Origin of the sequence: Streptomyces formicae, assembly GCF_002556545.1 — a bacterium.
Lineage (GTDB): Bacteria > Actinomycetota > Actinomycetes > Streptomycetales > Streptomycetaceae > Streptomyces > Streptomyces formicae_A.
Genome location: NZ_CP022685.1, coordinates 4,115,421 through 4,139,891, shown reverse-complemented (window position 1 = coordinate 4,139,891; position 24,471 = coordinate 4,115,421). Strand labels below are relative to the sequence as shown.

General features: G+C 69.6%; 21 protein-coding genes and 1 tRNA gene. 8 read left to right on the top strand and 14 right to left on the bottom strand.

What is annotated here, in order from left to right; genetic code table 11:
* Nucleotides 1–3: 3 nt before the first annotated feature.
* Complete coding sequence (locus KY5_RS17545) at nt 4–4,515, bottom strand: hypothetical protein (protein ID WP_098243140.1); 4,512 nt, start codon at nt 4,513–4,515, stop codon at nt 4–6.
* 370 nt (nt 4,516–4,885) lie between these two features.
* Here KY5_RS17545 and KY5_RS17540 point away from each other — a divergent pair, with 370 nt between their 5' ends.
* Both KY5_RS17540 and KY5_RS17535 read left to right on the top strand, forming a co-directional pair.
* Entirely contained in the window at nt 4,886–5,605 is a 720-nt protein-coding gene (locus tag KY5_RS17540) for a peptidase inhibitor family I36 protein (protein ID WP_098243139.1), read from the top strand.
* 59 nt (nt 5,606–5,664) lie between these two features.
* Complete coding sequence (locus tag KY5_RS17535) at nt 5,665–6,102, top strand: hypothetical protein (RefSeq protein ID WP_098243138.1); 438 nt, start codon at nt 5,665–5,667, stop codon at nt 6,100–6,102.
* 106 nt (nt 6,103–6,208) lie between these two features.
* Here KY5_RS17535 and KY5_RS17530 read toward each other — a convergent pair whose 3' ends face one another.
* From KY5_RS17530 to KY5_RS17520, 3 genes are all read right to left on the bottom strand, one after another.
* A complete protein-coding gene (locus KY5_RS17530) occupies nt 6,209–7,120 on the bottom strand; it encodes a calcium-binding protein (protein WP_098243137.1) in 912 nt (303 codons plus the stop codon).
* Between the two features lie 347 nt (nt 7,121–7,467).
* Entirely contained in the window at nt 7,468–8,415 is a 948-nt protein-coding gene (locus KY5_RS17525) for an isopenicillin N synthase family dioxygenase (protein WP_098243136.1), read from the bottom strand.
* A gap of 321 nt (nt 8,416–8,736) precedes the next feature.
* Complete coding sequence (locus tag KY5_RS17520; protein ID WP_098243135.1) at nt 8,737–9,411, bottom strand: molybdopterin-dependent oxidoreductase; 675 nt, start codon at nt 9,409–9,411, stop codon at nt 8,737–8,739.
* A gap of 83 nt (nt 9,412–9,494) precedes the next feature.
* On the opposite strand from KY5_RS17520, the gene KY5_RS17515 reads away from it, so the two are divergent.
* Entirely contained in the window at nt 9,495–10,400 is a 906-nt protein-coding gene (locus KY5_RS17515) for a MerR family transcriptional regulator (protein WP_159072545.1), read from the top strand.
* 98 nt (nt 10,401–10,498) lie between these two features.
* On the opposite strand, the gene KY5_RS17510 is transcribed toward KY5_RS17515, so the two are convergent.
* Nucleotides 10,499–10,726, bottom strand: a complete 228-nt coding sequence (locus KY5_RS17510; protein ID WP_098243133.1) for a cold-shock protein — start codon at nt 10,724–10,726, stop codon at nt 10,499–10,501.
* 132 nt (nt 10,727–10,858) lie between these two features.
* Between KY5_RS17510 and KY5_RS17505 the strand changes: the two genes are divergently transcribed.
* The gene (locus KY5_RS17505; protein WP_098243132.1) at nt 10,859–11,080 is read left to right on the top strand and encodes a hypothetical protein; all 222 of its coding nucleotides are present in this window, start codon (nt 10,859–10,861) and stop codon (nt 11,078–11,080) included.
* 409 nt (nt 11,081–11,489) lie between these two features.
* Here KY5_RS17505 and KY5_RS17500 read toward each other — a convergent pair whose 3' ends face one another.
* Complete coding sequence (locus KY5_RS17500; protein WP_098243131.1) at nt 11,490–11,876, bottom strand: transcriptional regulator; 387 nt, start codon at nt 11,874–11,876, stop codon at nt 11,490–11,492.
* A gap of 8 nt (nt 11,877–11,884) precedes the next feature.
* A complete protein-coding gene (locus KY5_RS17495) occupies nt 11,885–13,018 on the bottom strand; it encodes a helix-turn-helix domain-containing protein (protein ID WP_098243130.1) in 1,134 nt (377 codons plus the stop codon).
* Between the two features lie 159 nt (nt 13,019–13,177).
* Between KY5_RS17495 and KY5_RS17490 the strand changes: the two genes are divergently transcribed.
* Entirely contained in the window at nt 13,178–13,699 is a 522-nt protein-coding gene (locus KY5_RS17490) for a hypothetical protein (RefSeq protein WP_234362766.1), read from the top strand.
* Entirely contained in the window at nt 13,696–13,920 is a 225-nt protein-coding gene (locus tag KY5_RS17485) for a hypothetical protein (RefSeq protein ID WP_098243129.1), read from the top strand. The genes KY5_RS17490 and KY5_RS17485 overlap by 4 nt, the downstream gene beginning before the upstream one ends.
* Nucleotides 13,921–14,059: 139 nt before the next feature.
* Here KY5_RS17485 and KY5_RS17480 read toward each other — a convergent pair.
* The 7 genes from KY5_RS17480 to KY5_RS17450 all read right to left on the bottom strand — a co-directional run bounded on the left by KY5_RS17480 (nt 14,060) and on the right by KY5_RS17450 (nt 20,697).
* Nucleotides 14,060–14,135 (bottom strand) — tRNA-Arg (locus KY5_RS17480).
* A gap of 903 nt (nt 14,136–15,038) precedes the next feature.
* A complete protein-coding gene (locus tag KY5_RS42540) occupies nt 15,039–15,896 on the bottom strand; it encodes a hypothetical protein (protein WP_234362765.1) in 858 nt (285 codons plus the stop codon).
* Nucleotides 15,893–16,156, bottom strand: coding sequence for a hypothetical protein (locus KY5_RS42535; protein ID WP_234362764.1), 264 nt, complete (start codon nt 16,154–16,156; stop codon nt 15,893–15,895). The genes KY5_RS42540 and KY5_RS42535 overlap by 4 nt, the downstream gene beginning before the upstream one ends.
* Nucleotides 16,157–17,015: 859 nt before the next feature.
* Nucleotides 17,016–18,248: a cytochrome P450 gene (locus tag KY5_RS17465; RefSeq protein ID WP_234362763.1), complete on the bottom strand. Its 1,233-nt coding sequence runs from the start codon at nt 18,246–18,248 to the stop codon at nt 17,016–17,018.
* Between the two features lie 33 nt (nt 18,249–18,281).
* Nucleotides 18,282–19,121, bottom strand: a complete 840-nt coding sequence (locus KY5_RS17460; RefSeq protein WP_098243127.1) for a phytanoyl-CoA dioxygenase family protein — start codon at nt 19,119–19,121, stop codon at nt 18,282–18,284.
* Between the two features lie 101 nt (nt 19,122–19,222).
* On the bottom strand, nt 19,223–20,452 hold the full coding sequence (locus KY5_RS17455; RefSeq protein WP_234362762.1) for a beta-ketoacyl-[acyl-carrier-protein] synthase family protein: 1,230 nt from the start codon (nt 20,450–20,452) through the stop codon (nt 19,223–19,225).
* Nucleotides 20,449–20,697 carry an acyl carrier protein gene (locus tag KY5_RS17450; protein ID WP_159072544.1) on the bottom strand — a complete coding sequence of 83 codons (249 nt, stop codon included), beginning with the start codon at nt 20,695–20,697 and terminating at the stop codon, nt 20,449–20,451. The genes KY5_RS17455 and KY5_RS17450 overlap by 4 nt, the downstream gene beginning before the upstream one ends.
* 473 nt (nt 20,698–21,170) lie before the next feature.
* Here KY5_RS17450 and KY5_RS17445 point away from each other — a divergent pair, with 473 nt between their 5' ends.
* On the top strand, nt 21,171–22,232 hold the full coding sequence (locus KY5_RS17445; protein ID WP_159072543.1) for a cytochrome P450: 1,062 nt from the start codon (nt 21,171–21,173) through the stop codon (nt 22,230–22,232).
* A 255-nt stretch (nt 22,233–22,487) separates the two neighbouring features.
* On the top strand, nt 22,488–24,323 hold the full coding sequence (locus KY5_RS17440) for an AfsR/SARP family transcriptional regulator (RefSeq protein WP_159072542.1): 1,836 nt from the start codon (nt 22,488–22,490) through the stop codon (nt 24,321–24,323).
* Nucleotides 24,324–24,471: the final 148 nt, after the last annotated feature.

The window sequence follows — 24,471 nt, the reverse complement described above, 5'->3', positions numbered from 1 at the left end:
GGATTACCGGGTGAGGTTCTCCGTGAACTTGTTCGCGGGCTCGTCACAGTGCACCACACTGCCGGGACGGTTCCCCGGCCCGTCCCCGAGGAACGGAACGGGAGCGTCCACGCCCCACGGATTGCCGCCGCTGCCCCGGTGGTAGGCGGAGCAGGAGGCGAAGGCGTTGCCGTTCGGCGCGGTGGCGGGGAAGTTGGAGAAGTTCCGCCAGTCGCCGCCGCTGATCCTGCGGTCCGTCGGACGGCCCAGGTTGTCGGTCAGCTTGTCGTCGACGTACAGGTAGAGGTCGGGCATGTAGGACTGGAAGACGATGCCGTCGGACGGCTTGGCGTCCTTGTTCTTCTGCAGGTGGGTGGGCTTGATCGAGCCGTCCGCGCAGAAGGCCGCGGCGATGTCCTGCCAGATGGGCGGCGCGTTGCCGATCATCGAGCCGAACATGTTGTTGTTCCAGGACCCGGTGTTCTTGAAGAACATCGAGTAGACGTCACCGGCGAACCGCCGCACCGTGTGGTTGGTCTCCAGGTCCGCGTTGACCTGGTCCACCCACTTCTTGACGTTGTCGTTCACGGACTTGTGGCCGATCATCGCGCGGTAGCCGTGCACGCCGCCGCCGACCGCGCGGAAGTCCACGCACTGCTTGGAGTCGTCGAGGCGCGCGCCGCGGAAGTGCGGGAAGTACGCCTGACCAGGTGTGTCCCCGTCCTTGTAGGGGTGGGACGTGTGGACGTTGCCGTACTCCAGGGCGTCCTGCGTGGTGTAGTCGATGTCCGGCGCGGGGATCCCGTAGTCCGCCTCGATCGTCTGCATGATGTCCGTGACGAAGGTGGGGAGGTGGGCGTTGCCGACCCGGGCGCGGTGGTCCGAGCCCACGCTGCCCTCGACGATCTTCCCGTCCTCACCGACCACGAACGTCACGTTCACATCGGACTTGATCTTGTAGCTGTTCGGGTCCGCGTACGCCTTGGAGGCGGGCGTCTTCGGGTCGGGGCGCGCGTTGGACATGGCCATCCACTTCGGGATGGACATCGCGGGCGCCGACCCGTCGGCGCGCGGCTTCCAGCCGCCCGCCCTGATGTCCTTGGCCCACCTGGCGGCCGCGTCGTACGTCTTCTGTCCTGTGCACTCGCCGACGGCCTTGGCCGAGGGACAGCGCGCCTTGGAGGACATGCCGACGGCGTCGGCGCCCTCCGGGTTGTTCCACAGCGGACCGTGGTCGGCGAGGCCGAGGCCCCAGTCGTAGAGCGCCTTCATCGACTGCACGGGCGAGTTGATCTCCGAGGACACCGGCCAGTTGGAGTTCAGCTCCTGGTTCGGGTCGAAGATCGCCGCGGCGGTCAGGGAGCGGTGGACGAACTTGCCCTTGATCGGCTTGAACGCCACCGAGTTCCAGGCGAGGTCCCGGTCGGCGGTGCCCGTCTTCGTGTAGTTGCTCAACTTCACCTTCGGTGTGCCGGTGAACTTGTAGGCGCCGAGCGGCACCCACTTGCCGTTGTTCGCGTTCTGGTCGACGAACCGCTCGTAGGGACCGCCGGACGCGCCCTCGACGACGTACTTCGCGTGCCGGGTCTGGGCCCCGGTGTCGGGGACGTACGCGTACACGGCCGCCAGGTCGTACTTCTTGCCCGCCGTCCACTCGCCGTCGATGGTCATGCGGTTGCCGGCGCCGCCGAGGTGGTCCTCGTTGCGGGTGTGGGTGTACCAGAAGTGGCCGCCGTGGCCGCCGCCGATCGAATGCAGGTCGGCCTTCGCCTCGTAGTGCTTGTCCCAGTCGGGATGGAAGGTGAACCGGAACGATCCGGTCGAGGACGCCTTCCCACAACTCGACCACGTGGGCGTGCCGTTGGGGACCGAGGCGACGACGTCGGAGCCCGCGGGGGCGCCGCCGCACACCGGGTCACCGTTCTTCAGCCGGTAGCCGCGGCCCGGTTCGGCGCGCAGGGTGACGTACTTGATGCTCTCGTGCCCGCACGTCTGGTCGCAGTCGGGCTTCCACGTCGCGTTCTCCTGCGTCCACCAGAACTGCCGGTAGCAGGCCTCGTCGGGGCAGTCGACCGGGTTGGCAGGGTCGCAGTTGTTCTTCTTGTTGCAGAAGGTGTCGAGCGGCGGGCTGACCCGGGAGCGGTCGGCGATGCTCGCCCACCATGCGGGACGGAAACCGGCGGTGTTGAACCCGGAGTCGCCCTTCCAGTCCTGCCGCCCGTCCGTGCCGTAGGAGAAACCGGTGTCGATGGACCAGGCGGACCAGCCCATCACCTTCTCCTCGTACGGCCAGTCCTGCGGGTGCGCCGCGTCGCGGATGTTGTTCGCGTTGAGGCTGACGTCCATGAACGGGTGGTCCCAGGCACCCTTCTTGTACATGGGGTTGGCCGGGTTGTTGTACCAGCCGAGGCCCCAGTTGCCGCCGTTCTTGCCGGACTCCGACCTGGGGTTGAAGCCCAGGTTGTAGTTCCAGGCGGCGGTGAACCAGTTCTCCATGCGGGACGGGTCGTCGTTGTTGACCGTGATCTTCTGGCCGTCCTTGTGCACCTCGTTCCACTTGTCGGCGAGGATCTGCATGGAGGCGGCGATGTTGGTCGCGTAGTCGACCGCGATGATCTTCTGGAGCTTCGGGTCGAGGCTGGTCTCGCCCTTCTTCTCGTGCCCCTTCAGACGCATGCCGTCGGTGACCTGCCCGACGCCGTAACCGCAGTCGGACTTGTCCCAGTTGATGCGCCAGTAGCCGAGCAGCGTGTCCTTCGCCTTGTGGCCGTAGTAACCGTCCACGGCGGCCAGCGGATTGCCCATCTGGCCGGGGATCGCGCCGGACTCGGCCTGCCACAGGTTGGACTCCTGCGCCAGGATGCCGAGCAGGACGCTGGCCGGGATCCGGCCGCCCCCGTTCAGCTTCGGCAGCGGGAACAGGCCCTGCGGATCGATCGTGCCGAGCCCCGCCTGGCCCCGGTAGTCGCCCTGGCGGATCCACTTGGACCGCAGCTCGCCGCGTACGGCCAGGTCGACGGCCCACTCCACCTGGTTCGGCGTCGGCTGGAGCGCCTGCGCGCCCATGTCGTTGCGGGAGACGGAGCACCAGCGGTCGGTGTCGACGGGGTCGTGCGAGACGGGCGCGTCGGCAGCCGCCGCGGGGGTGGCGGACGCGGACTTCACGGCGGACGCGGGCTGCACGGCGGACGCCGACGTCACGGCGGACGCGCGGGTCAGCGTGCGCGGCTTGCTGTCGCCGGTCAGCGCGGGGGAGAGGCCGCCGATGGTGCGCGGGGGCGCCGAGGCGACCCGCTGCTCGACCTCCTCGCCCGTCGTCGTGGCGGTCGACGTCACCGTGATCGTGGTGGCGTCGTCCGCCGTCCCCGGGGCCTGCCCGGACCGTGAACGCACGCCCGCCTCGGGCTCGTTCGCCTTGTCGAAGCCCTTGCCCGCGCCCTTGATGCGGGTCAGTCCTGCGCGGACGCCGGGCGTGAGGACGGGCTCGACGGCGAGGCGGCCGTGCGAGGAGAGGTCGGTGTCGGCCGGGGCGTCGACCCGGGTGACCCCGCTGCCCCGCACCTGCACGTCCTTGGCCTCACCGGTGAGGAAGGCGCGGCCCTGCGCGCCGGATTCCAGGCCGAGCTCGCCGAGGCGCCCGGTGGCGATGGTGCGGGTCCTGCCGCTCCCGCCCCGCTTGCCGCTCCCGTCGTACACCTTCGCCTGCGCCGTCTTCGTGCCCTTGCGGTCCACGAAGCCGACGCGGTCGCCCGCCAGGGGACGGACGTCGAAGGGCACGCTGTCGGCATCGGCGACCTTGCGGACCTTGCCCTTGCCGTCGATGTGGACGAGACCGCGGCCCAGACCCGCGACCACACCGTCCTTCACCGGGGCCGCCGACGACACCTGGCCGCGCAGCTCGCCCGTGGTCGCGACGGTCTTGCCCGCCGTGTCCACCGTGATCACCTGGGTCTTCACCTGCGACGCGTCGTTCATGTCGCGGTACTGGGTGAAGGCTGCGGTGTGCGTGGCGGTGTTACAGGTGGGGTCGAAGTAGGCGAGCGTGCCGGTGAACGGCAGCTTCGTCACCGCCCCCGTCTTCGTGTTCACGATCGCGGTGAACGCGCCGCCCTGCATCAGGTCGGGCTTGTTCGTGAACGCGCGGGGCGCGTACACGGCGGCGACGTGGGAGTCGTCCATGACGCACTGGTTGCCGATCCACGAATCGGCGGGCATACCGGGCTCGTTGAGGACCGCGGCGGTCTTCCACGCGTACGCGTCCTGTGACGCGGCGGCGAGGATGCGCAGCCCGTCGGAGTCGGCGGCGGCGGTGACGGCCCGGTCCTTCGAGGTGTCCCAGTCCTTGCCGAGGCGCTTGTCGGGGTCGGCGACGCGCCCCGAACCCGGCTCGCTCCCGGCCGACTTCGACCCGGCGGCGGCTGACGGGTCGTCGGGCGCGGCGTGCGCCGCGCCGGTCTGGATCAGCCCGGTGAGGACCGCCGTGGCCGCGAGGCCCGCGATCCCGGCACGGGCCGATCTCCGTATGTGCGATCTCAACTCATGCTCTTCCTCTCACAGTTGGCGCATGGCAAAGCAGCACCGATGGTGCGTTGCCGGTCAAGCCGTGAGGTGTGGGGGAAATGGGATTGATCATCGTAAGGCGTAGATAAGGACGGCTTGACGACGTGTCATGACCTGCTTGATCGCCCCGTGAGTTGATCTTGATACGGCTGTAACCCCTCGCCGTACAACCATGCTTAACGCCACAGATGGGATGGGTGGCACTTGTCGTCTTTAAGCGGATTCATCCGCAAGATGGGTGCCCGGTTCACGCAATAAGTTCCTTGATCGGATCCGAGCCCCGGCGAACCCGGTCGGCCACGGATCCGCGCTCCACCCGCACAAGCCGTCTTTCTGGGGACCACCCATGCACATAAGCGCCCGTACCACCGTGGCCGCCGCCGCTCTCGCCCTCGCGACCGCAGGCATCGCCGCCGCCCCCGCCTTCGCCGACACCTCCCTCCCCGAGGTGCCGGGAGCCGTCTCCGGCACGTCCACCGCCGAGGAAGAGGCGCAGGTCCGCCAGGACGTGGAGAACGCGCCGAAGGTCGAGATGTACTACCACGGCGAGAAGATCGACTCCCGGTCGAACGACCTCGGCGGCGCGCAGGTCTGCGCCGAGGTGTCGCAGGACGGCACCATGGAGTGCTTCGACGACCAGGAGGAGGCCAACGCCTTCCTCGCGGAGCGCGCGCCGACTCCGGAGTCGCGCGAGGGCGCGGCCGTCCAGGCCGCGCCGAAGGCGGCCCGCGCCGCCGCCCTGCGCAGCGGCTACCAGGACTGCCCCAAGAGCTGGGTGTGCCTGTGGCAGGACAAGGACTTCAAGGGCCGTCGCCTGCAGTGGCCGACGTACGACACCGCGAAGACCCGTCACCTGGACCAGTACAGCCCGAGCTTCCGCGACAAGGCGTCCTCCGCGTACGTCAACCGCCCCCAGCGCGGTGTGGAGCTGTACGACTTCCGCACCGGCATGCCCGACCCGCACCTCTTCCTCGGGGCCGGATACACCCGGTACCCGGACTTCACGAAGATTTCCTACGCTTACGGCGGCAACTGGAACGACAAGGCCGACGCGATCAAGTTCTGACCGGCCCGAGAAGCGCGAAGCCTGAGAAGCCCGAGAAGCCTGAGAAGGAGGAACGCCTGATGCGCACCCGGTCGAACCGATCCGCGGCCCTCGTCCTCGGCGCCTGCCTCGCCGTCGGTCTCACCAGCGGCTGCGAGTGGACCGACACCACGGCCCAGGGCGCGCCCAGCGAGCAGGAGAAGCTGCCGACCGACACCGACGAGAAGCAGTCGAAGAAGCACGCCGACGACTTCCGCGCGTGGGTCGACGCCCACGGCACCCGGGAGCAGAAGAAGGCGGCGTCCCGCGTGCGCCGCGTCATCGGCGAGTGGGACGACAAGACCGGCAACGCCTACATCTCCACCGACATCAACGGCGGGACCAAACCGGTCAAGGACCCCATGGCCACCGCCCGCGCCCTCGCCACCGCCTTCGACGACTGGAAGGACGCGAAGGAGGGCTACGTGTCGGTGTACGACGTGTACGGCAACGCGCTGGTGATGAACGAGGCGTTCTGAGTCGTTCGGGGCGCGGCACGGTGATTCTTCACCGTGCCGCGCCCCGAACGTCAATCGATGTCGGTCCTGATGTCGGCCCTGGGGTCGGTCCTGGGTCGGTCCTGGGTCAGTCCTGGCGGACGATGTCGCGGCCGGGACCGCCGGACAGGACGTCCTGGCCGGAGCCGCCGAACAGCCCGTCGTCGCCGCTGTTCCCGTAGATGGTGTCGTTGCCGCTGTCGCCGTACAGGACGTCGTTGCCCTTGCCGCCGTACATGAAGTCGGCGCCGGAGCCGCCGTGGAGCTCGTCGTCGCCGTCGTCACCCTTCAGGTGCTGGCGTCCGGCCCCGCCGTGGATCTCGTCGTCGCCCGCGCCGCCCTCGACGATGCTCTCCTCGCCCTCGGCGTAGATGACGTCGTTCTGGTTGCCGCCCGCCGCGATACCGTCCTGCTCGATGCGGATGGTGTCCTTGCCGTCGCCGCCGGCCGCGGTGCCGTAGTTGCCCATCGTGAGGGTGTCGTCCCCGGTCCCGCCGAGCACGGCGTTGCCGTCGTCACCGCCGATGTGCTTCCAGGTGTCCTTGCCGGGGCCCAGGTCGGCACGGGCGAAGTAGTAGGTCTCGTCGCCCTTGTTGTCGTAGCCGACGGTGTCGTTGCCGTCGCCGAGGTTCAACAGGAGGGTGGCGTAAGGGTCCTGGCTCTCCAGGGTCTCGACGGAGCACGACACCTTGGTGTGGTCGGCGCTGTCCGGGTAGGAGCACTTCTCCCCGGCCTTGATCGAGACGGCGTCGTCGATCAGGTAGCTGACCTTCCCCGTGCTCTTGGTGGCGGTGACGGTCACCTTGTTGGTCTGGCCGGGAGCGGCCGTGTAGACGATCCCGTGGTCGGACGAGCTGAACGCGGCGGTGGCAGGGGCGGCGGACGTCGCGGCCCCGGCGCTCCCGGCGAGCAGAAGCGGCGCGGAAATCCCGGCGCTGATGGCAAGTGCCGCGGCCGACACGGTCCGCAAAGCGCGACGTCCGGTGAAGTTCGATGACATGGAAAAACCTCCAGATGTGTAGGTGCTCCTTGCAATGAGGTGGGACATCCGAGGTTTGCCCTTGGTTGCAGGAAAAGAAGTTCCGAGATATCCGAAGCCGATCCCTCCGTTCCCCTGAAACGCCTGCTGAGCTGGCCAGTTGGCGGTTGGCTCGACCGCCGGACGATCGCTTTTAAGGCGCGGTTAAACGTAAATTCATGAGTTCACGGAGCCGAATCGGCCGGACTCTGGAATGCGCGCGTCGGGCCGAATGGGCAAGGAGTTGCCCGAATGGGCATCGGGATGGGCACCGGGATGGGCTTGGATACGATCCGAATGGACATCGGGCGCGAAGGGAAACCATTCATCTACTCGCCCCCGGCGGCGTAGATCGCCCGCATCTTCTCCTGGAGATAGTCCCCCGCGCGTACGGCCGGGTAGGGCGTACGTCCCACGGGGGCGGGCAGCGACGCGATGCTGGTGTCGGGCGCGCAGGCGTGGAAGTACACCAGGGAGGTGAGCTCCTCCTGCGGTGCGTCGGCGGGCGGGGGCAGCACGCGATGGCGCCCCGAGCGCCAGCGGTCACCGCTCCAACGGGCCATCAGGTCACCGATGTTGAGGGTGATCGCACCGGGCTCGTACGGGGCGTCCCGCCAGCCGTGCTCGTCGTCGTGGACCTGGAGGCCGCCCCGGCCGGCCTGCCGGTCGAGGAGGGTGACGAGCCCGAAGTCGGTGTGCGGCCCGATGCGGAACTGTCCTGGCGCCGCGGGCCCCGTCTCCTCCGCCGCCGGGTACCAGTTGACGGTGAAGTCCCAGTTCGGGTCGGTGGTGTGGCGGGTGAAGAAGTCGACGGGCCGGTGCAGGGCCGTCGCCATGACCTCAAGGACGGTGTCGGCGAGACCGCGCATCCGGTCGGTGTACTCGGCGATCAGGGGTCGCAGGGCGGGGACTTCGGCGGGCCAGCGGGTGGGCGTGGCGGGGTCGGCCGCGCAGGACCAGACCTCGAGCAGGTCCGGCGGCGTCTCGGTCCCCTCGGACCGCCCGGTGACGACGCGATCCCGCCCGGTCCATCCGCGCAGACCGGCACGCTGGGCGTACGCGTCCTTGACGGCGGCCGGGAGGTGGAAGAACTCGCGTGCCGCGTCGCGGAGTTGACGGGGCAGACCGGGTGCGATGCCGTGCCCGGTCACGAGCAGGAACCCGGTGGTCCGCAGGGCCCGGTCGACGTGGTCCGCGAGGTGCTGGCGGTCGGCGGTGCCGACCGGGTCCGCGTGCCAGGGGCCGAGGTCGATCACGGGGATTCGGGCGTACGTCATGGGGTCTCTCTTCTGGTGGAGGGCGGACGCGCCTGGGGCGGGAAGCGTCTGAGCCAGAAAGCGTCTGAGCCCGGGAAGCCTCCGAGCCGGGAAGCCTCTGAGTCGGGAAGTCTCCGAGCCGGGAAGTGTCTGAGTCGGGAAGCCTCTGGGGCGGGTCCGGATTCTGGGGCGGGCGGACCGCACCAGAATCCGGACCCGCCCGCCCCCGCCCCAAGCCACGCCCCTCCATCCGGAAGGATCAGGCGCCGAAGGGCCGCCTGCCGGTGGATTCCAGCACGGCCCTCGTCCTCGTCCCCGTCCCCATTCCCGTCCCGCGCGTCCTCACCGCGGCGGCGTGCGGCTGCCGCGGGCGCTCAGCGCGCGGATCGGCCCGATCAGCGCCCGGTAGGCGGGCCGCACCACACGGCCGGGAAGACGGCGGTGGCGTTCCTCCTGCCAGACCCTCGCCCTGGGGTGCGAAGCGATGGGCGACCACCGGTCGGTGAGCGGCGGCGCGGAGGTGTGGAACTCGACGCGGCACAGGTGCTTCGTACTGATGAAGCCGTACTGGCGGGGACTGACCAGCCGTACCGGGGCACCGTGGTCGCCGTCGAGCGGCAGCCCGTCGAGGCGGTCGGCGACGAGCACGTCGTCGGCGAGGGCGTCCTGGAGCAGGACGGTCGACCGGAAGCCGTCGAGCCCCACGAAGACGACGTGGGTGACCGGCGCCCCGCACGCGAGCAGCGGGGCGACCCGCTGGTGGTAGAGGGCCCCGAACGGCGCGCCTTCCCACCGCAGTCCGGTCGCCGACCACCCGGCGACACAGTGGAAGTCGGCCGCGAGCTCGCGCCGGGTCAGCTTCGCGAGGTCGGCCACGGACAGACTGAAGGGCTCGGCCAGGGAGGCTCCGCCGAACTCGATCACGGGGTCGGCGGGGACGGGCGGGGGCGGGTGCTGGAGATGCGTGCCGAAGCGCGGGAACCCGTCGACGGCGCGTTGGCCTGGGGGCAGCGTCATGTCGGTCCTCCATGAGGGACGGCCTTCGGGCCGCTCCTCCGTACGCTAGGACCTCCACCGCACGGGAGATGCAAGGGGACGGGATGGACGTCACTTGGTCGATCGGGGAACTCGCCGCGCGTGCGGGCCTTTCGGTGAAGGCCATCCGCTACTACACCGACATCGGGCTCCTGCCGACGGCTCCGCGCAGCGCGGGCGGCCACCGCCGCTACCGCCCCGAGGCGCTCGAACACCTCACACTCGTACGGCAGTTGCGCGCACTGGACGTGCCGATCGCGGCGATCGCCGGCGTCGCGACGGGCGAGGGCGGTCTCGGTGACCTGGTGGCCGAGCAGTTGGCGGGCACGCGGTCACGTCTGGCCGAACTCCGCTGGCGCGAGGCGGCGTTGCAAGCGCTTGACGACTGCTCGGGCCCGGAGCGGCTGCGGCGACTGCGCGTACTGGCCGGGGTGCGGAGCCTGCCGCAGGCCGCCGCGGACCTCGCCAGGGCGTGGCAGCGCGTCCTGCCCGCGGGCCTGCCGCCCCGCCTGGCCGACGACATCACCGCGCAGGCGCTCCCCGAGCCGCCGCGCGACCCCACGCCCGATGCCGTACTGGCCTATGCCGAACTCCACGTCCTGGTGGCGGATCCCGCGTTCCTGGACTACTGCGCGGCGTCGCCCGTCCGGGACAAGGCGTCGATGTACGCGGCGCTCATGGACGCGTCGATCGCCGTGGCCCCCGCCGTCGCCGCCGGGCACGCCCCGCACGGGTGCGAGGCGCTGGACGCCTTCTGCCGCGCCTGCGCCCGCGCCCGCGACACGGAGGACTCACCGGCCTTCCGCGCGTTCATGGCGGCGGACATGCGCGTCACGGTCCCCCCGTTCCGCCGCTACTGGCAACGCCGCGACACCCTCTCCACCGACCCGCGCCCGAGCCTGGGCAGGACCCACTGCTGGTTGGTGGAGGGGGTCATCGCGGAGTACGGCGAGGACCGCCCGGCCTGCTGAACGGGCACGCCACCTTTCCCGGCGCGCGGGTCAGCTGGAAGACCGGGGCAGCTGGACGACCGGGGCAGCCGGAGGAGCGGGTCAGCCGGAGGAGCGGGTCAGCCGGAGGAGCGGGGCACGATGCTCACAGCCCGGTAGTCGTACCCGTCCTGCTTGAACCCGGGCGCCTCCCAGGTGAGCTCCACTTCCTGCCCGGGCGACAGCGTCCGGAAGCCGGGCCCTTGGATGTCGGAGAAGTGCGCGAAGCACCCACCGGGAGTCTCGGGGGAGTCGAGAACTCCCCAGCCCTCTTCTTCGTGCCACTCACGAACGGTCGCGGTCACCATGGGCGAATCCTAGGACTGGAGCCGAGGAGACACCCACTCGTGTGCCCTCCCCGCCGTGTCTCCCCGTGCTCCTGGAGGGCCGGGCCGACAGACCGCACCCTGGGTGCGAGCTGACGAGAGGACTGGTGCGAGATGAGCGAGGCCCACAAGGCCGAGGGCCGCAAGGTCGACGCCCACAAGGCCGAGGGGGCCGGTCGCCCCCGGGCCGAGGGACCCCCGACCGCGGGGCGGGCGGCAGGCTACTGCTGGGACCGGAACCCGGCCGGACCCGGCCGGTGCACATGGCCGCCGGACCACGGCAGGGACGTGGGGCACAAGGACACGTACTCCAAGACGGCGTGGCCGTGCGCGTAGTCGGCGCGGCCCGTACCGGAGGCCCACCGCCGAGACGAGCCGAACATCGCCCGCCTCCTGAACACGTTGCGCGACGCCTCCTAGCCCTCCTCCTCTGGCCCTCCTGCCGCCCGACCTGCCCCGGCACTTCTCTCTCCACTTCACGCCCCGTGTGAACGGAACGCAGCCATGTGCCGCCTGCACACACTCCCGCCCCAGGGGGTCGTCGGTGTGAGATGACCCCAGAACCCGCACCTCGGCACGCTGCCCGGCCCCCGCAGCCCCGAGACCACCGCCCACCATCGCGGCCTCCCCGCGCGGGCGGCGGGTAGGTGGCCCTGCGGCGGTGGCGATTGCCGCAGGGCTGCGGGGTCAGTGGCCGTGGGGCACGCCAGAAGCGCCATCGAGCGTCGGCCTGTACGAGGGGTGCCTACGGTGCGGTTCGATCAGGTTCTCGCGACTGCCCGGGTGTGCGGCTCAGCTCGGGGAAGGCGGCTTCCCAGACGTCGCGGAGGTCCCGGCTGATCAGGGTGCGCAGGGTCGGCCACAGGCTGATGAGCAGCTCCTGGTCGAGATGCTGGACGAGGTCGTCGTGGAGGCCTTCGGCCAGGACGACGCGGTAGCAGCTCATGCGCAGGCGTGGCTGATCGAGATCGAACTCGGTCAGCCCGGACCAGGCGAGGTGCAGCGGCAAGCTCACGGTCCCGTGGGCGGGACCGGCAAGCGCCGCGAGTTCGGCGGGCAGCCGCCGGGCGAACTTGGCTCGGCGGAGCTCGGGGAGGTCAGGGAGGTCGGGCGGGAAAGGGCCTTTCGCCATGCCCGCAGTCAGCTCGCAGCCATTTCGCTCGCGCTATCGGCAAGCCATCGAGGACCGTCGCGATCGATGGCCCGCATCACCTCGCGAAGGCGCTTGCGGTGGCGGGACGAGGCCACGTTCCGCAGGAGCGGACCGAGCCGCGCGAGCGGCTCTTCAGCCTCGTGCCAAGCCCCGAGACGCACTAGGGCATCCAGCTCAGCGGTGGCGTAGTACAGGGCCCCTCGCCCTCTGGGGTTGATCTTCTGGACCAGTTCGCGGGTCGGCTCGAAGCGAGACACCGCACGGTCAGGCTCCGCCAGCAGCAGAGCCACCTCCGCCTCATGCCCGGTCACCTCGAGGTCGTTGACCCACCAGGACCACCGGGGATCGCGGGGGTGCAGTGAGTCGTCCAGGCTGGTGCGTGCCTTGGCGATGGACTGAAGGGCCCGCGTGCGGTCGCCTACGGCGGCGAGAGCGCGGCTCCGCCGGAGTTCCGTCAGCAGCGTCACGCGCGGCGGTACGCCGCTGCCGGTGATCTCCGCGCAGAGAGCGAGCGCCTCACCAGGGCGGCCGCTCTCCGTGGCCTCCATGGCCAGCAGGTCCATGGCGAACCACTGCATGCCACGATCCCCGGCGGCCCGCGCGAGGTGCAGTGACTCCATCCAGGCGGCGCGGGCCTGTTCGAAGCGAGCCGCGTCGAACAGCAACCACCCGGCGATCTCGGCGAGTTCGGCTACCACGGCAAGCTGTCCCTTGTCGGCGCCCGAGATCTTGGACCGCTCCGAGCGCCACACTTGGATAGCTGCGTCTGCCACGTGGTCGCCGCCGTGCGCGTTGTCGTGGTCGAGCAGCCAACCCGCCCGCTCGACCACCACCGAGTGCGGATGATCGTCCTGTGGTTCTTCTCCTTCGCCCCGCGCTACCGCAGCCGCCCGCTTGAGACCTTCACGTGGCACGGCGAGCACGGTGGCCAGAGGAGCGAGCCACGCATCCGGCAGGCGCGCTCCGCGCTCCCACCGGGAGATCTCGTTGCGCGTGAGCGTCGCGGTGCCGCTGACCAGGCACAGGCGGGCGGCGAGCTGGGATTGCGAGAACCGCGCCCGCTTGCGCAGGGCTGCGAGGTGCGCCCCGAAGGTACGCCGTGCCGTCTCCGCGTCGTCCATGCAGGGGCCTCCTCCCGGCAACGCTACTCGTCAACTGGCCCCTAGCTGGCCCCTAGCGGGGCCCCTCCGCCCTCAACGGTGACGCACTTCGATGGGAGAACAGCACCCCGGCGACCGTGTGACCGGCCCCGGGGAATGGCCGACTGGTGAGGAGTCGACATGGCCGACAGTACGGGCCGAGCCCTCAGCGCGGAACACAGCGCATCTCCCGAGCTCGTGAGCGCCGTTACCGACTGGTTCGCGCGCGCTCACCAAGCGCCCGGACAAGCACGGCACGAGTGGTCCGACACGGGCGTCGCCCTGCTGCCGCTCGGCAAGCGGTTCGACGCCGTCCGCATGCCCGACGCCCTCGTCCACGCCGCGGTGGGATCCACCGAGCCCGACACCATCGCCGCGCGCCTCGGACAGTCCCTTCGCGGCCCCGTGATCTACGACCGCACCCTGGGAGGCACCTACTACGCGCTGACGCGGCCGACCGAACGGAGCCGGTGGCGGTACCAAGACATCGCACCGCGGCTCGGGGTGGCCACGCACCTGGGCGTGCCCAGGCTCACCCGCACCGAACCGCCCGGCACCTACTGGGTGGTGCTTCCTCAGTTCGCGGGCGACCTGTGCGAACTCTCCGCCGTCGAGGGCCTCGTCACCGCCGACAGCGCCGCCCTCAGCGGAGCCGATCAGTGAGCGCGCGGGCCGAGTGCGCGGAGGAGCGCCGGGCACGGGAGGCTTACGGTGCCCTGCTCCGGCACTTCGACGAGTGCGAGCCCTGCAGCGTCGAGAACTACTGCGACACGGGGACCCGCCTCCGCCGCGCCCACCGAGCCACCCGCGAGGCCCTCACCCACGCCGCGCACCCCGGCCTCGACTCTGTGCCCCTGGTCTGGGGGACCTGCGGAAACGCGTAGATCATCTAGGAGGAATCTGGGAGATCACCTCTCGTGGTGAGGGTGTGGCGAGGCGGCCCGAGCGTGTAGCCGGAGCGCACACAACGAAGGCCCAGGACCGGAAACTTGCTCCGTGACCTGGGCCTTAGCCGTTCTGACCTGGTGCCCCCGGCAGGATTCGAACCTGCGACACCCGCTTTAGGAGAGCGGTGCTCTATCCCCTGAGCTACGAAGGCGGGGATCTGTCGGAAAACGTGTCTGAAATTTGGCCGGATGCGGACAAACTCCATGCGGCTGGGATCCCGACAGGGTTGCAGTGGTGCGGCCAGGGAAGGCTGCGCCACCGCAGACAGTGTAGCGGGTGGCGCGGATGTGGCAGTCGGCCGTGGGCAGGGGAAGGTTGGTCGGCGCGAAGGAGTAGGGCAGGTGCGGCGGCTGGCCTGAGGGGGAGGCAGGAGTCGCGGGGCGGGGAGGGCGGCTGGCTCTGGTCGGTCAGGCTGCGGCGGTCGGCGTGGGGCGGCTGGTGATGGCGCGGGCGATGGAGTTGCTGAGCCAGGCGTATCCGATGTAGATGAGCAGGGCGCCGTTGTCACCATACGCAGGGACGCGCTTGTGCGGGTATGCCTGGTCGAATCGCGAATGCTGGGATTCGCTGTCCTGGCGGAATCCGTGGATACGGCGTCCTGCGTATGTAGCGGGCGGGATCTGCCTCAGGTGTTCGGTTCGGTTGAACCGTCTTCTTTTGGTGGAGGGGGCGATCGCCCGGTCTTCCTGTGTTTCGTCCGCACGGATTCGGTGGGTGTGGTCAGAGCGGGGACAGGGGATGGTGATGCGGTGGTAGAAGCGTGTGGCCTGGTTGCCTTTTCGGCGTTCCAGTTCCTGCTCCGGTAGTGGTGTGTAGAGGGTTGTTCCATCGACGGTGATGTGGCGTATGCAGATTCGTCCTTCGGCGGCGTAGAGGTCGTGGGTGCAGTTCCCTTCTTTGTCTTTGTATTTCTGGAGTGCTTGTGGTTCGTTTCCCTCGTGATTCGGAGTGAAGACGACGAGGCCCTCGTCGTTGGTCGGGGCCCGGTGAACGCCTCGGATTGCTGTGTCGTAGGTGAGGGCTCGGATTCCGGGGGCTTTGGTGAGGAGGTGTTTTACGAGCCTGACGAGGGCTGTGCCCTCGTCGTCGCGGTGGGGGGGCGTTTGCGGGATTTGTGGCGGATGGATTCGAGGGTCAGAATTACCCGGCTGTGCGGGGTATTGGCCAGGCGGGTGGCGATGGACCGGAATTTGTTTCCGTAGACTTTCCGTCCGCCGCCTTCGGTGGTGCAGCTGGCATCTTCGTCCACACGGTGGTAGCGAATCTCTCCCGTTTCCTTGTCGGTGGTCTTGCGCTTGGTCTGGTCGGATGGCGGGGCGGCGACGGTGGCGTCTCCGTGGATAACCTGATCGCGGTCAGGGTAGATCCAGCTGCCTCGCGAATTCACTTCCGACATCAATCCCATGGCGAGGGCCTGCTGGATCCACAGATCGCTGCTGATATCGCGCAGCGCGGGGATATTCTCCTTCAGATATCTCTTGAAGTAGTAGTTCCATTTGCTCCGGTTGGGCCCGACGGGTGCCAGCGCGTCGGCTTCTGCGGGGCCGACGAGTTCTCGGACGGCGCCCCACCACAGGGGGCGCTGGAGGTGGTGGGCGGTGCTGCGGGCCGAGCCGAAGACGGAGATGGCGCAGAGGAAGATGACGTAGACGAAGGGTGGGTAGGACAGCATGCGCCCGACACTGCCCGGTTCGCGGGCGGGCAGCACCTCGCGGGCCACTGCGTAGAGGTCGGGGTTGGTGATGAGGAACTCGAACCGCTCGTCGATGGACAGTGGTGGCGCTTCGGGACCGCGGGGCGGGGGAGGGCCGCTGGGCGAGCCGAAGGCGTCGTCTGGGGCGGGGCCCACGATGTAGTCCTTGGCCTTGGAGGCCCTCTTGGCCGGGCGGCTGCGCTTCTTCGGGGTGCTCATGCCGCTTCGCCTCCCTGCCCGTCAGTGCGCCACTGGAGGCCGGCCATGGCGGTGGCCGAGTCGAGGGAGGGCAGGCCCAGGCGGCGGGCCACCTCGGAGAGCTGCCCGGTGTCGTCGAGGATCTTGCGGGCCGCGTAGCGGGTGACGTCTTTGGGCTCGACGCGACGCTGGGTGGTGGCCAGTCCGCTGCGGCGGGCGATGTCGCCGAAGCCGGAGCAGAGGCTGGCCTGGGAGCGGTAGGCCGAGGATGCGGTGGGCACCAGGCGCCGGGGCACGTCGGGGAATGACGCCCCCGCGCCGGTCGCGTCCGGGTGCCGTGATGAAGCCCTGTGCGAGGGAGCCGGTGATGTCGTCGAGGCGGGTGACGTCGTGCGCGGCGGCGAAACGCAGCAGGCGCTCGGCGATCTGGATGTACAGCGCGGCCGTCTCGTAGCTGAGCTGTCCGGTCGCCGCCTGCTGCTGCCAGATGCGGGCGATGCGCACCAACGCGTTCTTGAGCGTGACTTTAGCCATGGCAGCGCCCCCCGGTGCGGGCGAAGCCCCGGGTGAGGGCGGCGGGATTGACGCGGGAATGTGGGTGGGGCGCGCTACGGTGGGTGGCGCCCCTCGCAGAGTCGGAGGCCACGACACACCCATCGGACTTCCTCACCCGGTGTCAGACGTACTGATGGCCCACACGCAGCCATCCGTATCTCGTGCGCACAGTGAGAGCGTAAATCCATTTAAGCAATTCACGGGCCGGGATCGTGAAGTCGTCGCAGCGTGTTCAGGGTATCGCTTGAGGCCGTGGACAAGTGGCTGGCGGGAGGCTATGCGACGCTGGTGGCCCGGCCGCAGGGGGCGACCGGCGAGCCCCAAGTCCTCGACGAGGCCGGGCAGTGAGCTGTTCGGCAGGACGTGCTGGGGCACCGGCGAATCTGGGCCTTGCAGGCCAGCTGGGATCTGGAACCGGCAGCGCAGGCACTTGGAGCTGGAGATGCTCACTCCGGTCAATACGAACTGCGTGCAACACCTGTAGCGTAGAACCAAGTGACACGGCTCCGCACAACTCGGGGCAGGCCGATTCGTCGGCACGGTCGTTGATCTCGCTTCCCCTCGGCCTATCATCAACGTCGCGCGTCAGGCTGCGGTCAGAAGTACGGGCAGCCGCTCAGGGCCATTGACGACGATGGAGCTCAGCAGGGTCGGCTCGCCGTTGGGCTCGATGCGGATCGACCGGGTGAGCAACTCGTTGTAGAGGTGCTTCAGTTCGACGCGGGCGAGCATGCTGCCGACGCAGAAGTGCTCGCCGAACCCCAGCGCCAGGTGGCGGTTGGGGCTGCGGCGGACGTCGAAGCGGTCGGGGTCGGAGAACACCGTCTCGTCGCGGTTGGCCGAGGGCAGCCAGAACGTGACGCGGTCACCAGCGGCGATCTGCCGGCCGCGGATCTCCACCGGCCGCGTCGCGGCGCGCATGATGTGCGTCGCGGTCGAGGTCCAGCGCAGCACCTCCTCGACTGCGGTGGGCAGCAGGGCCGGGTCGTCCCTGAGGGCCTGCCACTGGTCGGGGTGGCGCAGGAACGCCAGCATGCCGCCGGAGGCGGCGATGCGGGTGTTCTCGGTGCCACCGACGAGCAGGTTGTCGCAGTTGAGGATCACGTCGTCCGCGCTGAGGCGCTCGCCGTCGATCTCGGCCGTCGCGAGGACGCTCACCAGGTCGTCGGAGGGGTTCTTCGCCTTGTCCGCCTGGAGCGCGTCGAAGTAGCCGAGGATGTCCAGATGCGCGAGGCGCTGCGTCAGCGGGTCGCCGCCGCCGAACGCGTCGCTGGTCAGCGTGAAGAGCCGCTCCCAGTCGGAGTCGGGGATGCCCATCATCTTGCAGATCACGTAGAGCGGGACGCGCGCCGCGATGTCCGTGACGAAGTCGCAGGCGCCCCGTTCGAGGGCCTCGCCCACCACGCGGTGCGCGACGTCCTGGATGTCCTGCTCGATGGCCCGCACCGACCTGACCGAGAACCACTCGTCGACGAGTCCGCGTAGCTGACGGTGGCGTGGTGGGTCGGTCAGCGCGAGGGTGCGTCCGCCCCCGGGGTCGGCGCCGTGGCTTTCGGGACGCAGGAGGATCCCCTGGGCCGAGCTGAAGGTGGCCGCGTCCCGGTACGCCGCACGGACGTCGTCGTACCGGGTCAGGGCCCAGAAGCCGGGGAGGTCGGTCGGCTCGTGCCAGTACACGGGCTGGTGGGCCCGGAGCCACTGCCACTGGACGAACGGGTCGCCCTTCGCGTACAGCTCGGGATCCACCAGGTTGATGTGCGGCTGCTCGGCCGGTTCGGTCGATGCGGTCGGCTCGGTCGGCATGCGGGTGTCTCGCAATTCTCCTCGGCGCTGCTTCGGTTCGGCGCTGCTTCAGTACGACACGAGGCCGAGGCGCTCGTCGGCCCGGCTCTCCACCGGCGTCGTGTCCCGGGAGACCAGGAAGGCGGGGCGGGTGGGGCGCGCGGGGGAGTTGGTGACGGCGTTGTACGTGATGAGCAGCAGCGCGCGGCCGTCCTCCGACACGTTGTTGGACGAGGAGTGGACGATGCTCGGGTGGAAGGCCTGGATGGAGCCCCGCGGCCCCAGGAAGACCTTCCGTCCGCTCGCGTCGGCCAAGGCCTTGGCACGGTCGCCGTTCACGGTGTACGCGAGGTCGGCCGACACATGGGTGCGCCAGTCGGACTCCGCGCCGTCAGCGGCGCGTTCGGGAAGGTCGAGCAGGCCGAGGCGGTGTGAGCCGGGTATGGCCATGAGCGGCCCGTTGCCCTCGTGCACGTCGTCCAGCGGGACGGCGATGTTGACGGCGTCCGGGCTCGGCATGCCGTCCTCCTCGTGCCAGAACGCGAAGTCCTGGTGCCACGGCCAGGCCGCTCCTTCGTGCGCCTGCTTCAAGTTGACCTTGAACTGATAGACGTACACGGGCCCGCCGGCGAGTTCCTCGGCGAGCTCCACCAGCTGGGGCAGGCGGACGAGGGCCGCGCACACCTCGTCGAAGTTGTGGCAGCCGTGAATGGCGCGGACGACGCCGCTGTCCTTCTCGTGCACGACCTCGGGCCTGCGCTCACGGCTGATGGAGAGCACGCGCTCCCGGATCAGCGCGACGGCGTCGTCGTCGAAGCGGTACGGCGGCTCGCACCAGCCGTCCCTCTGGTACGCGGACTTGAGATCGGCGAGCGAGGTGGCGGTGGTGCCGGCCGCGGTGCTGGCCATGAAAAGGAACCTCCTGTGCGGCATGTGCGACATGGGGGAAGAGCGCGGCTTCGGGGCGCCGGCCGCGTGTGCGGCCGGTCGGTTCAGGTAGTTCAGACAGCTCAGGCAGAGGTGAGGACGAGGGCGGCGTTCTGGCCGCCGAAGCCGAAGGATGTGCTGAGCGCCGCGGCCGCGAACATGTCCCTGGGCTTGCCGGTGACCAGATCGAGCCCGGCGGCCGCATCATCCACCCGGTCCAAGTTGGCGGTGGGCGGCACCTGTTGATTCTCCAGCGCCAAGAGCGTGAAGGCCGCCTCCAGAGCGCCGGCTGCGCCCAGAGTGTGCCCCGTCAGGCTCTTGGTGGCGGTCACCGGCGGGCTGTGCGGGAACACGCGGTTGAGCATGCCTGCCTCCGCGACGTCACCGAGGGGCGTCGCGGTGCCGTGGGCGTTGATGTGCCCGATGTCGGAGGCTGCGAGACCGGCGTCGGCGAGGGCGGTGCGCGTGGCGAGCTCCGTGCCGCGGCCCTCGGGGTCGGGCGTCGTGTAGTGGTGGGCGTCGGCGGAGGCCCCGTACCCGGCGACATGGCCGCGTACCCGCGCCGAGCGGGCCCGTGCGTCATCGGCCCTCTCCAGGACGAGGATGCCCGCGCCCTCGCCGAGCACGAACCCGTCCCGGTTCGCATCGAACGGACGGGACGCCTCGGCCGGGGCCGTGCCGCGCGTCGACAGCGCGCTCATGCGGCTGAAGCCGATGCTCGCGATCCTGGCGCGGCCCGACTCGGCGCCACCGACGATCGCCACGTCGCAGCTGCCTGCCCGCAGCAGGTCCCTGCCGAGGCCGATGGCCGTGGCGCCGGAGGCACAGGCCGTGCTCACGCTCAGGCTGGGGCCGAGTGCCCGCAGGTCCGTGCTGATCTCACCGGCCGTGATGCCGGTCAGGCAGCGCGAGATGAACAGCGGCGACACGCGTGAGTGGTTCTCCGCGGCGAAGTGCTTGGACTGCCTGTCCCAGTGCTGGGTGCTCGTGCCGCCCACGCCGAGAATGACCGCGACCCGCGCTCCGTCCCAGGACTCCGGATCGAGGCTGGCGTCGGCCACCGCCTGCCGGGCCGCGACGAGGGCCATCTTCGCGTAGGGCTCCAGGCGCCAGGAGAGCGCCCGGCCGAGCAGTTCGTCCCCGTCGAAGCCGGGTACGGCGCAGCAGAAGTCGACGGGCAGGCCTTCAAGAAGCGAGTCGGTGGCGGCAGTTGAGACACCGGCGAGCAGCCCGTCCCAGGTGGCCTCGACGCCGATGCCGAGCGGGGAGACTAGGCCGAGGCCGGTCACCGCCACTGCGGGGAAGGCGGTCACGAGGAGGCCTCGGTCGGCGCGCCGAGCGCGGCGTCCACGAGGGCCACGGCATCCCCGATGGTGCTGTCCGGCGTTAGCTGCAGCGGCGGAACGCCGTACTCCTCGTCGAGGATCACCGAGAACTCGACGAGCGCCAACGAGTCGATCTTGAGCTCGACGAAGGTCACGTCGGGGGTGATGAGCGACTTCTTGATGCCCAGTGCATCCGAAAGCCGCTGAACGATCTCGTCATGAAGGCTGGACATCGGGAGTTCCTTCCAAGAATGGCCGGGCAGGGCGCGCGTCATTGCGTTCCGGTGCGTTCGAGTACCGGTTGGGATAATCGGCGGAACTCCGGGGATTCGAAAGAAGCAGTATGTGGCCTGTTCCGAGGTATTCCTTGCGGAAGTTGCCGGAGTTTTCGCGCACGTGGAAACGCTGTGACCCTAGGCCACGGATCTCCGCCGTGGCAAGCGGCAGCGTGCCGAAGTATCAGGGCTTATCGGTCGACAGGCCCCTTCGGTGCGTGTATATCGGCATCCTGGCCTCTCGGGTTTCACTCATTGATATATGAATGAAAACGAAGCGATAGATGACAGGTCCATCGTGGCGTGTGGTGAGCTGCGACGGGGAGATTTCAATGATGCAGAATTCCAGAGACGTACTCGAGGAGCCGCCGGTCGGTCCTCTGCCCATTCCCTGCGATCCCGACGACACATCTCCCGTTCGGTGGGTACACATGCCGAACGGCGTGGGGGTCTGGGCGGTGTCGGATTACCGCCTCGCCCGCCAGGTCCTTGCCGACCCGCGGTTCAGCCGCGCGGCCGCCGTCGCGCCGGACGTGCCGAACCTGGCCAGCATCGACCCGTCGCCCGACTCGATCGTCAGCCTCGACGGCAGGGCGCACGCCCGGCTGCGCAGGATCGTCGCCGGTGCCTTCACGGAGCGCCGCATCAGCGCTCTGCGCCCATTCATCGAGGCGCGCGCGACCGAGCTCCTGGACGCGCTGGCCGCGGGGGAGCAGCCTGCCGACCTGGTCTCCGGGCTCGCCGCGCCGTTGCCGCTCAGCGTGCTCTGCCACATGCTCGGCATTCCGGACGCCGACCGCGAGAGCTTCCGGGAATGGGTGCCCGTCCTCTTCGATCTCGACGGGGAGAGCGCGGCCAGCCGGACCAAGGCGTTCCGCATCGCCGAGTACATGACGAGGCTCATCAACCGCAAGCGTCGCGAGGCGGGCGACGACCTCATCAGCGCGCTGATCCAGGCGGCCGACGACGAGGGCAAGTTGACCAACCGCGAACTCGTCACCCTCTCCCTGGCGTTGCTCATGGCCGGGTACGACTCCACCGCCGACCAGATAACCCTCGCCTTCCTCAGCCTCCTGCACGACCCCTCCCGCGCCGCCGCCCTGCGCGCCGACCCCGGCCTCGTCCCCGCCGAGGTCGAGGAAGTGCTGCGCGCCAACCCCTCGGCGCCCGTCAGCTTCAGCCGCGCGGTCACCGAGCCCGTACGGCTCGCGGGCGTCACCATTTCCCCGGGCCAACCGGTCCTGGTATTCCTCATGGGCGCCAATCGCACCCAGCACGATTCCGGAAATCAAGCCGGAAACCCTCATCTGACCTTCGGTCACGGCGTCCACCGCTGTCTGGGCGCCTCCCTGGCCCGGCTGCAACTGGCCACGGTCATCCACCTGACCCTGGACCGCTTCCCGCACCTCGCGCTCGCCGACGGTGTCGATGACCTGCGTTGGAAGCCGGCCGCGGCGACCCGGGGCCTTGCGGCTCTGCGCGTGCGCTGGTGACCGGGATGCCGAACCGTCCGCGCACCCGCGAATCCCCCCGCTCTCCCGCATGAACGGCATGCCTATAGTGATCCGGTAGTTCCACTTGCGACGGGGGTAACAGGGTGGATTTGGGGGATGATTTGCATGGCTTCCTATGATGCCGAGTACGAGACTTCGCGCGAAGCCACGCACGAAAGACGCGAAGCCGTGCACGAAAGTATCGCGATAAGAGCTCTGGGCGCGCTGTCGGCGACAGTCAATGGACGCCCTGTCGTGATAGCGGGACCGCGGCAGCGCACCATCCTCGCCACGCTCGTGCTGGCATGGGGCCGTGCCGTCTCCGTGGACAGCCTCGTGGACGCGGTGTGGGGGAACCGGCCGCCCAACACGGCCCGCACCCAAGTGGCCATCTGTGTCGGTGCCCTGCGAAAGGCGTTCCGGGCGGCGCACATCGAGGGCCCGGTCATCCAGACCACCCACCCCGGATACCGCCTCCTGACGCAGGTGTGTTCCCTCGACGCCCGTGACTTCGCAGCCCTCACCGGGGAGGCCGCCGAGGCCATAAGACTGGGGCGCGAGGACGAGGCCGTCGGGTTGTACCGTAAGGCCCTGTACCTGTGGACCGGCCCCGCGCTGTCCGGTGTCGCCGGGCAGGCGGTCGAGGACGAGGCGACGCGCCTCGAGGCAGAGCGCCTCGTCGCCTACGAGGCGCTGTTCGACGCGGAACTCGCCCTCGGCAGGCACCAGGAGGTGTTGCCCGAGCTGTCGGCGATGGCGGACGACCAGCCCCTGCACGAGAAGCTGCGACACAACCTGATGCTCGCTCAGTACCGGTGCGGACGGCGGGCGGAGGCGGCAGAAGGCTTCCGGACCTGGCGCAAGCGGTTTGTCGACGAGATAGGCATGGAGCCGAGCGCCTCGATCCACCAGCTGCACCGCGCCATACTCCAGGACGCTCCCGAACTCTCCCTCCGGGGCGAGGAGCCGCCCAGGCCCGGACGGCGCGTCGCGCCTGTGGAACTGCCCGCCGGCGTAACGGACTTTCTGGGTCGTGAAGCGGAGCTCGCCGCGCTGGACGCGCTGTTGACCGAGCCGGCCGATGGTCGGCACCTCGCGGGCGGCACCCCGCCGCGCATGGCGATCATCGCGGGCCCCGCCGGAGTCGGCAAGACGAGTCTTGCTGTGCACTGGGCGCACCGTGCCGCGCGGCACTTCCCCGACGGAAGCCTCTACGCCGACCTCTCCCAGTACGAGTGGACTCAGGGATCCGCCACCGTGCACGCGCTGCTGAGCCGCTTCCTGCGGGTCCTCGGCGTCGCGGCGGAGCTGGTCCCTGACCGCCTCGACGAGTGCGTGTCGCTGTACCGCAGTCTGCTCGCGGAACGGCGCGCCCTCGTTGTACTGGACAACGTCCACGCCCTGGCGCACATCCAGCCGTTCCTGCCCGGCTGCGGCCGCTCGCGGGTCGTCGCGACCACCAGCGGGCGCCAGGACCCGCTTGCTGTGGGCCGCGGGGCGGTCCGGGTGGACCTCGACCCGCTGCCCGCCGCGCAGGCTGCGGAGCTCGTGGCGGGGATCATCGGGGAGCGGCGGGCCTTGGAGGACCCGGCGGCCGTACACGAGTTGGGGCGGCTGTGTGACCGGCTTCCTCTCGCGCTGCGCGCCGCGGCGGGCCGCCTCGTAGCCAAACCCCACTGGTCCGTGCGGCGGCTGGTATTCCGCCTGGCCGACGATCGCCGTCGCCTCGACGAACTCAGCGCGGGCGGCCTGGAGTTGCGGGCCGGGTTCTGGCGCGGCTACCGCGGCCTGCCCGATGCGGCGGCCCGGATGTGCCGCATGCTGGGCCTGCTTGACACGCCGGTGTTCACCGCCCGCGTCGGGGCCGCCCTGCTCGACGTGGACCACGTGGAGGCGGAGGACGCGATGGAGCAGCTCTTCGACGTCCATCTGCTGACCGCGGTCGGCGCGGACTCCGGGGGAGAACTGCGCTACGCCTTCCCCGAATTGGCGCGGCTCTTCGCTCACGAGCGGGCATTGACCGAGGAATCCGACGAGACGCGGCAGGCCGCTCTCAGCCGTCTCCTTTGGACACAGCTGGCGAGCATTTAGCCGGGCTGGAGGCTGCTGAACGATTGCCCACCGATATCTGGCTGATAAGTGAGGCGCTTAGCGTCCTGTGTGTCATGGGAAAGGCGCGGCCGTTCCATAGCGGCGACGGCTGTTCCGTAGAAGTGGCTGTGTGTAGGAGAGGTGCTGG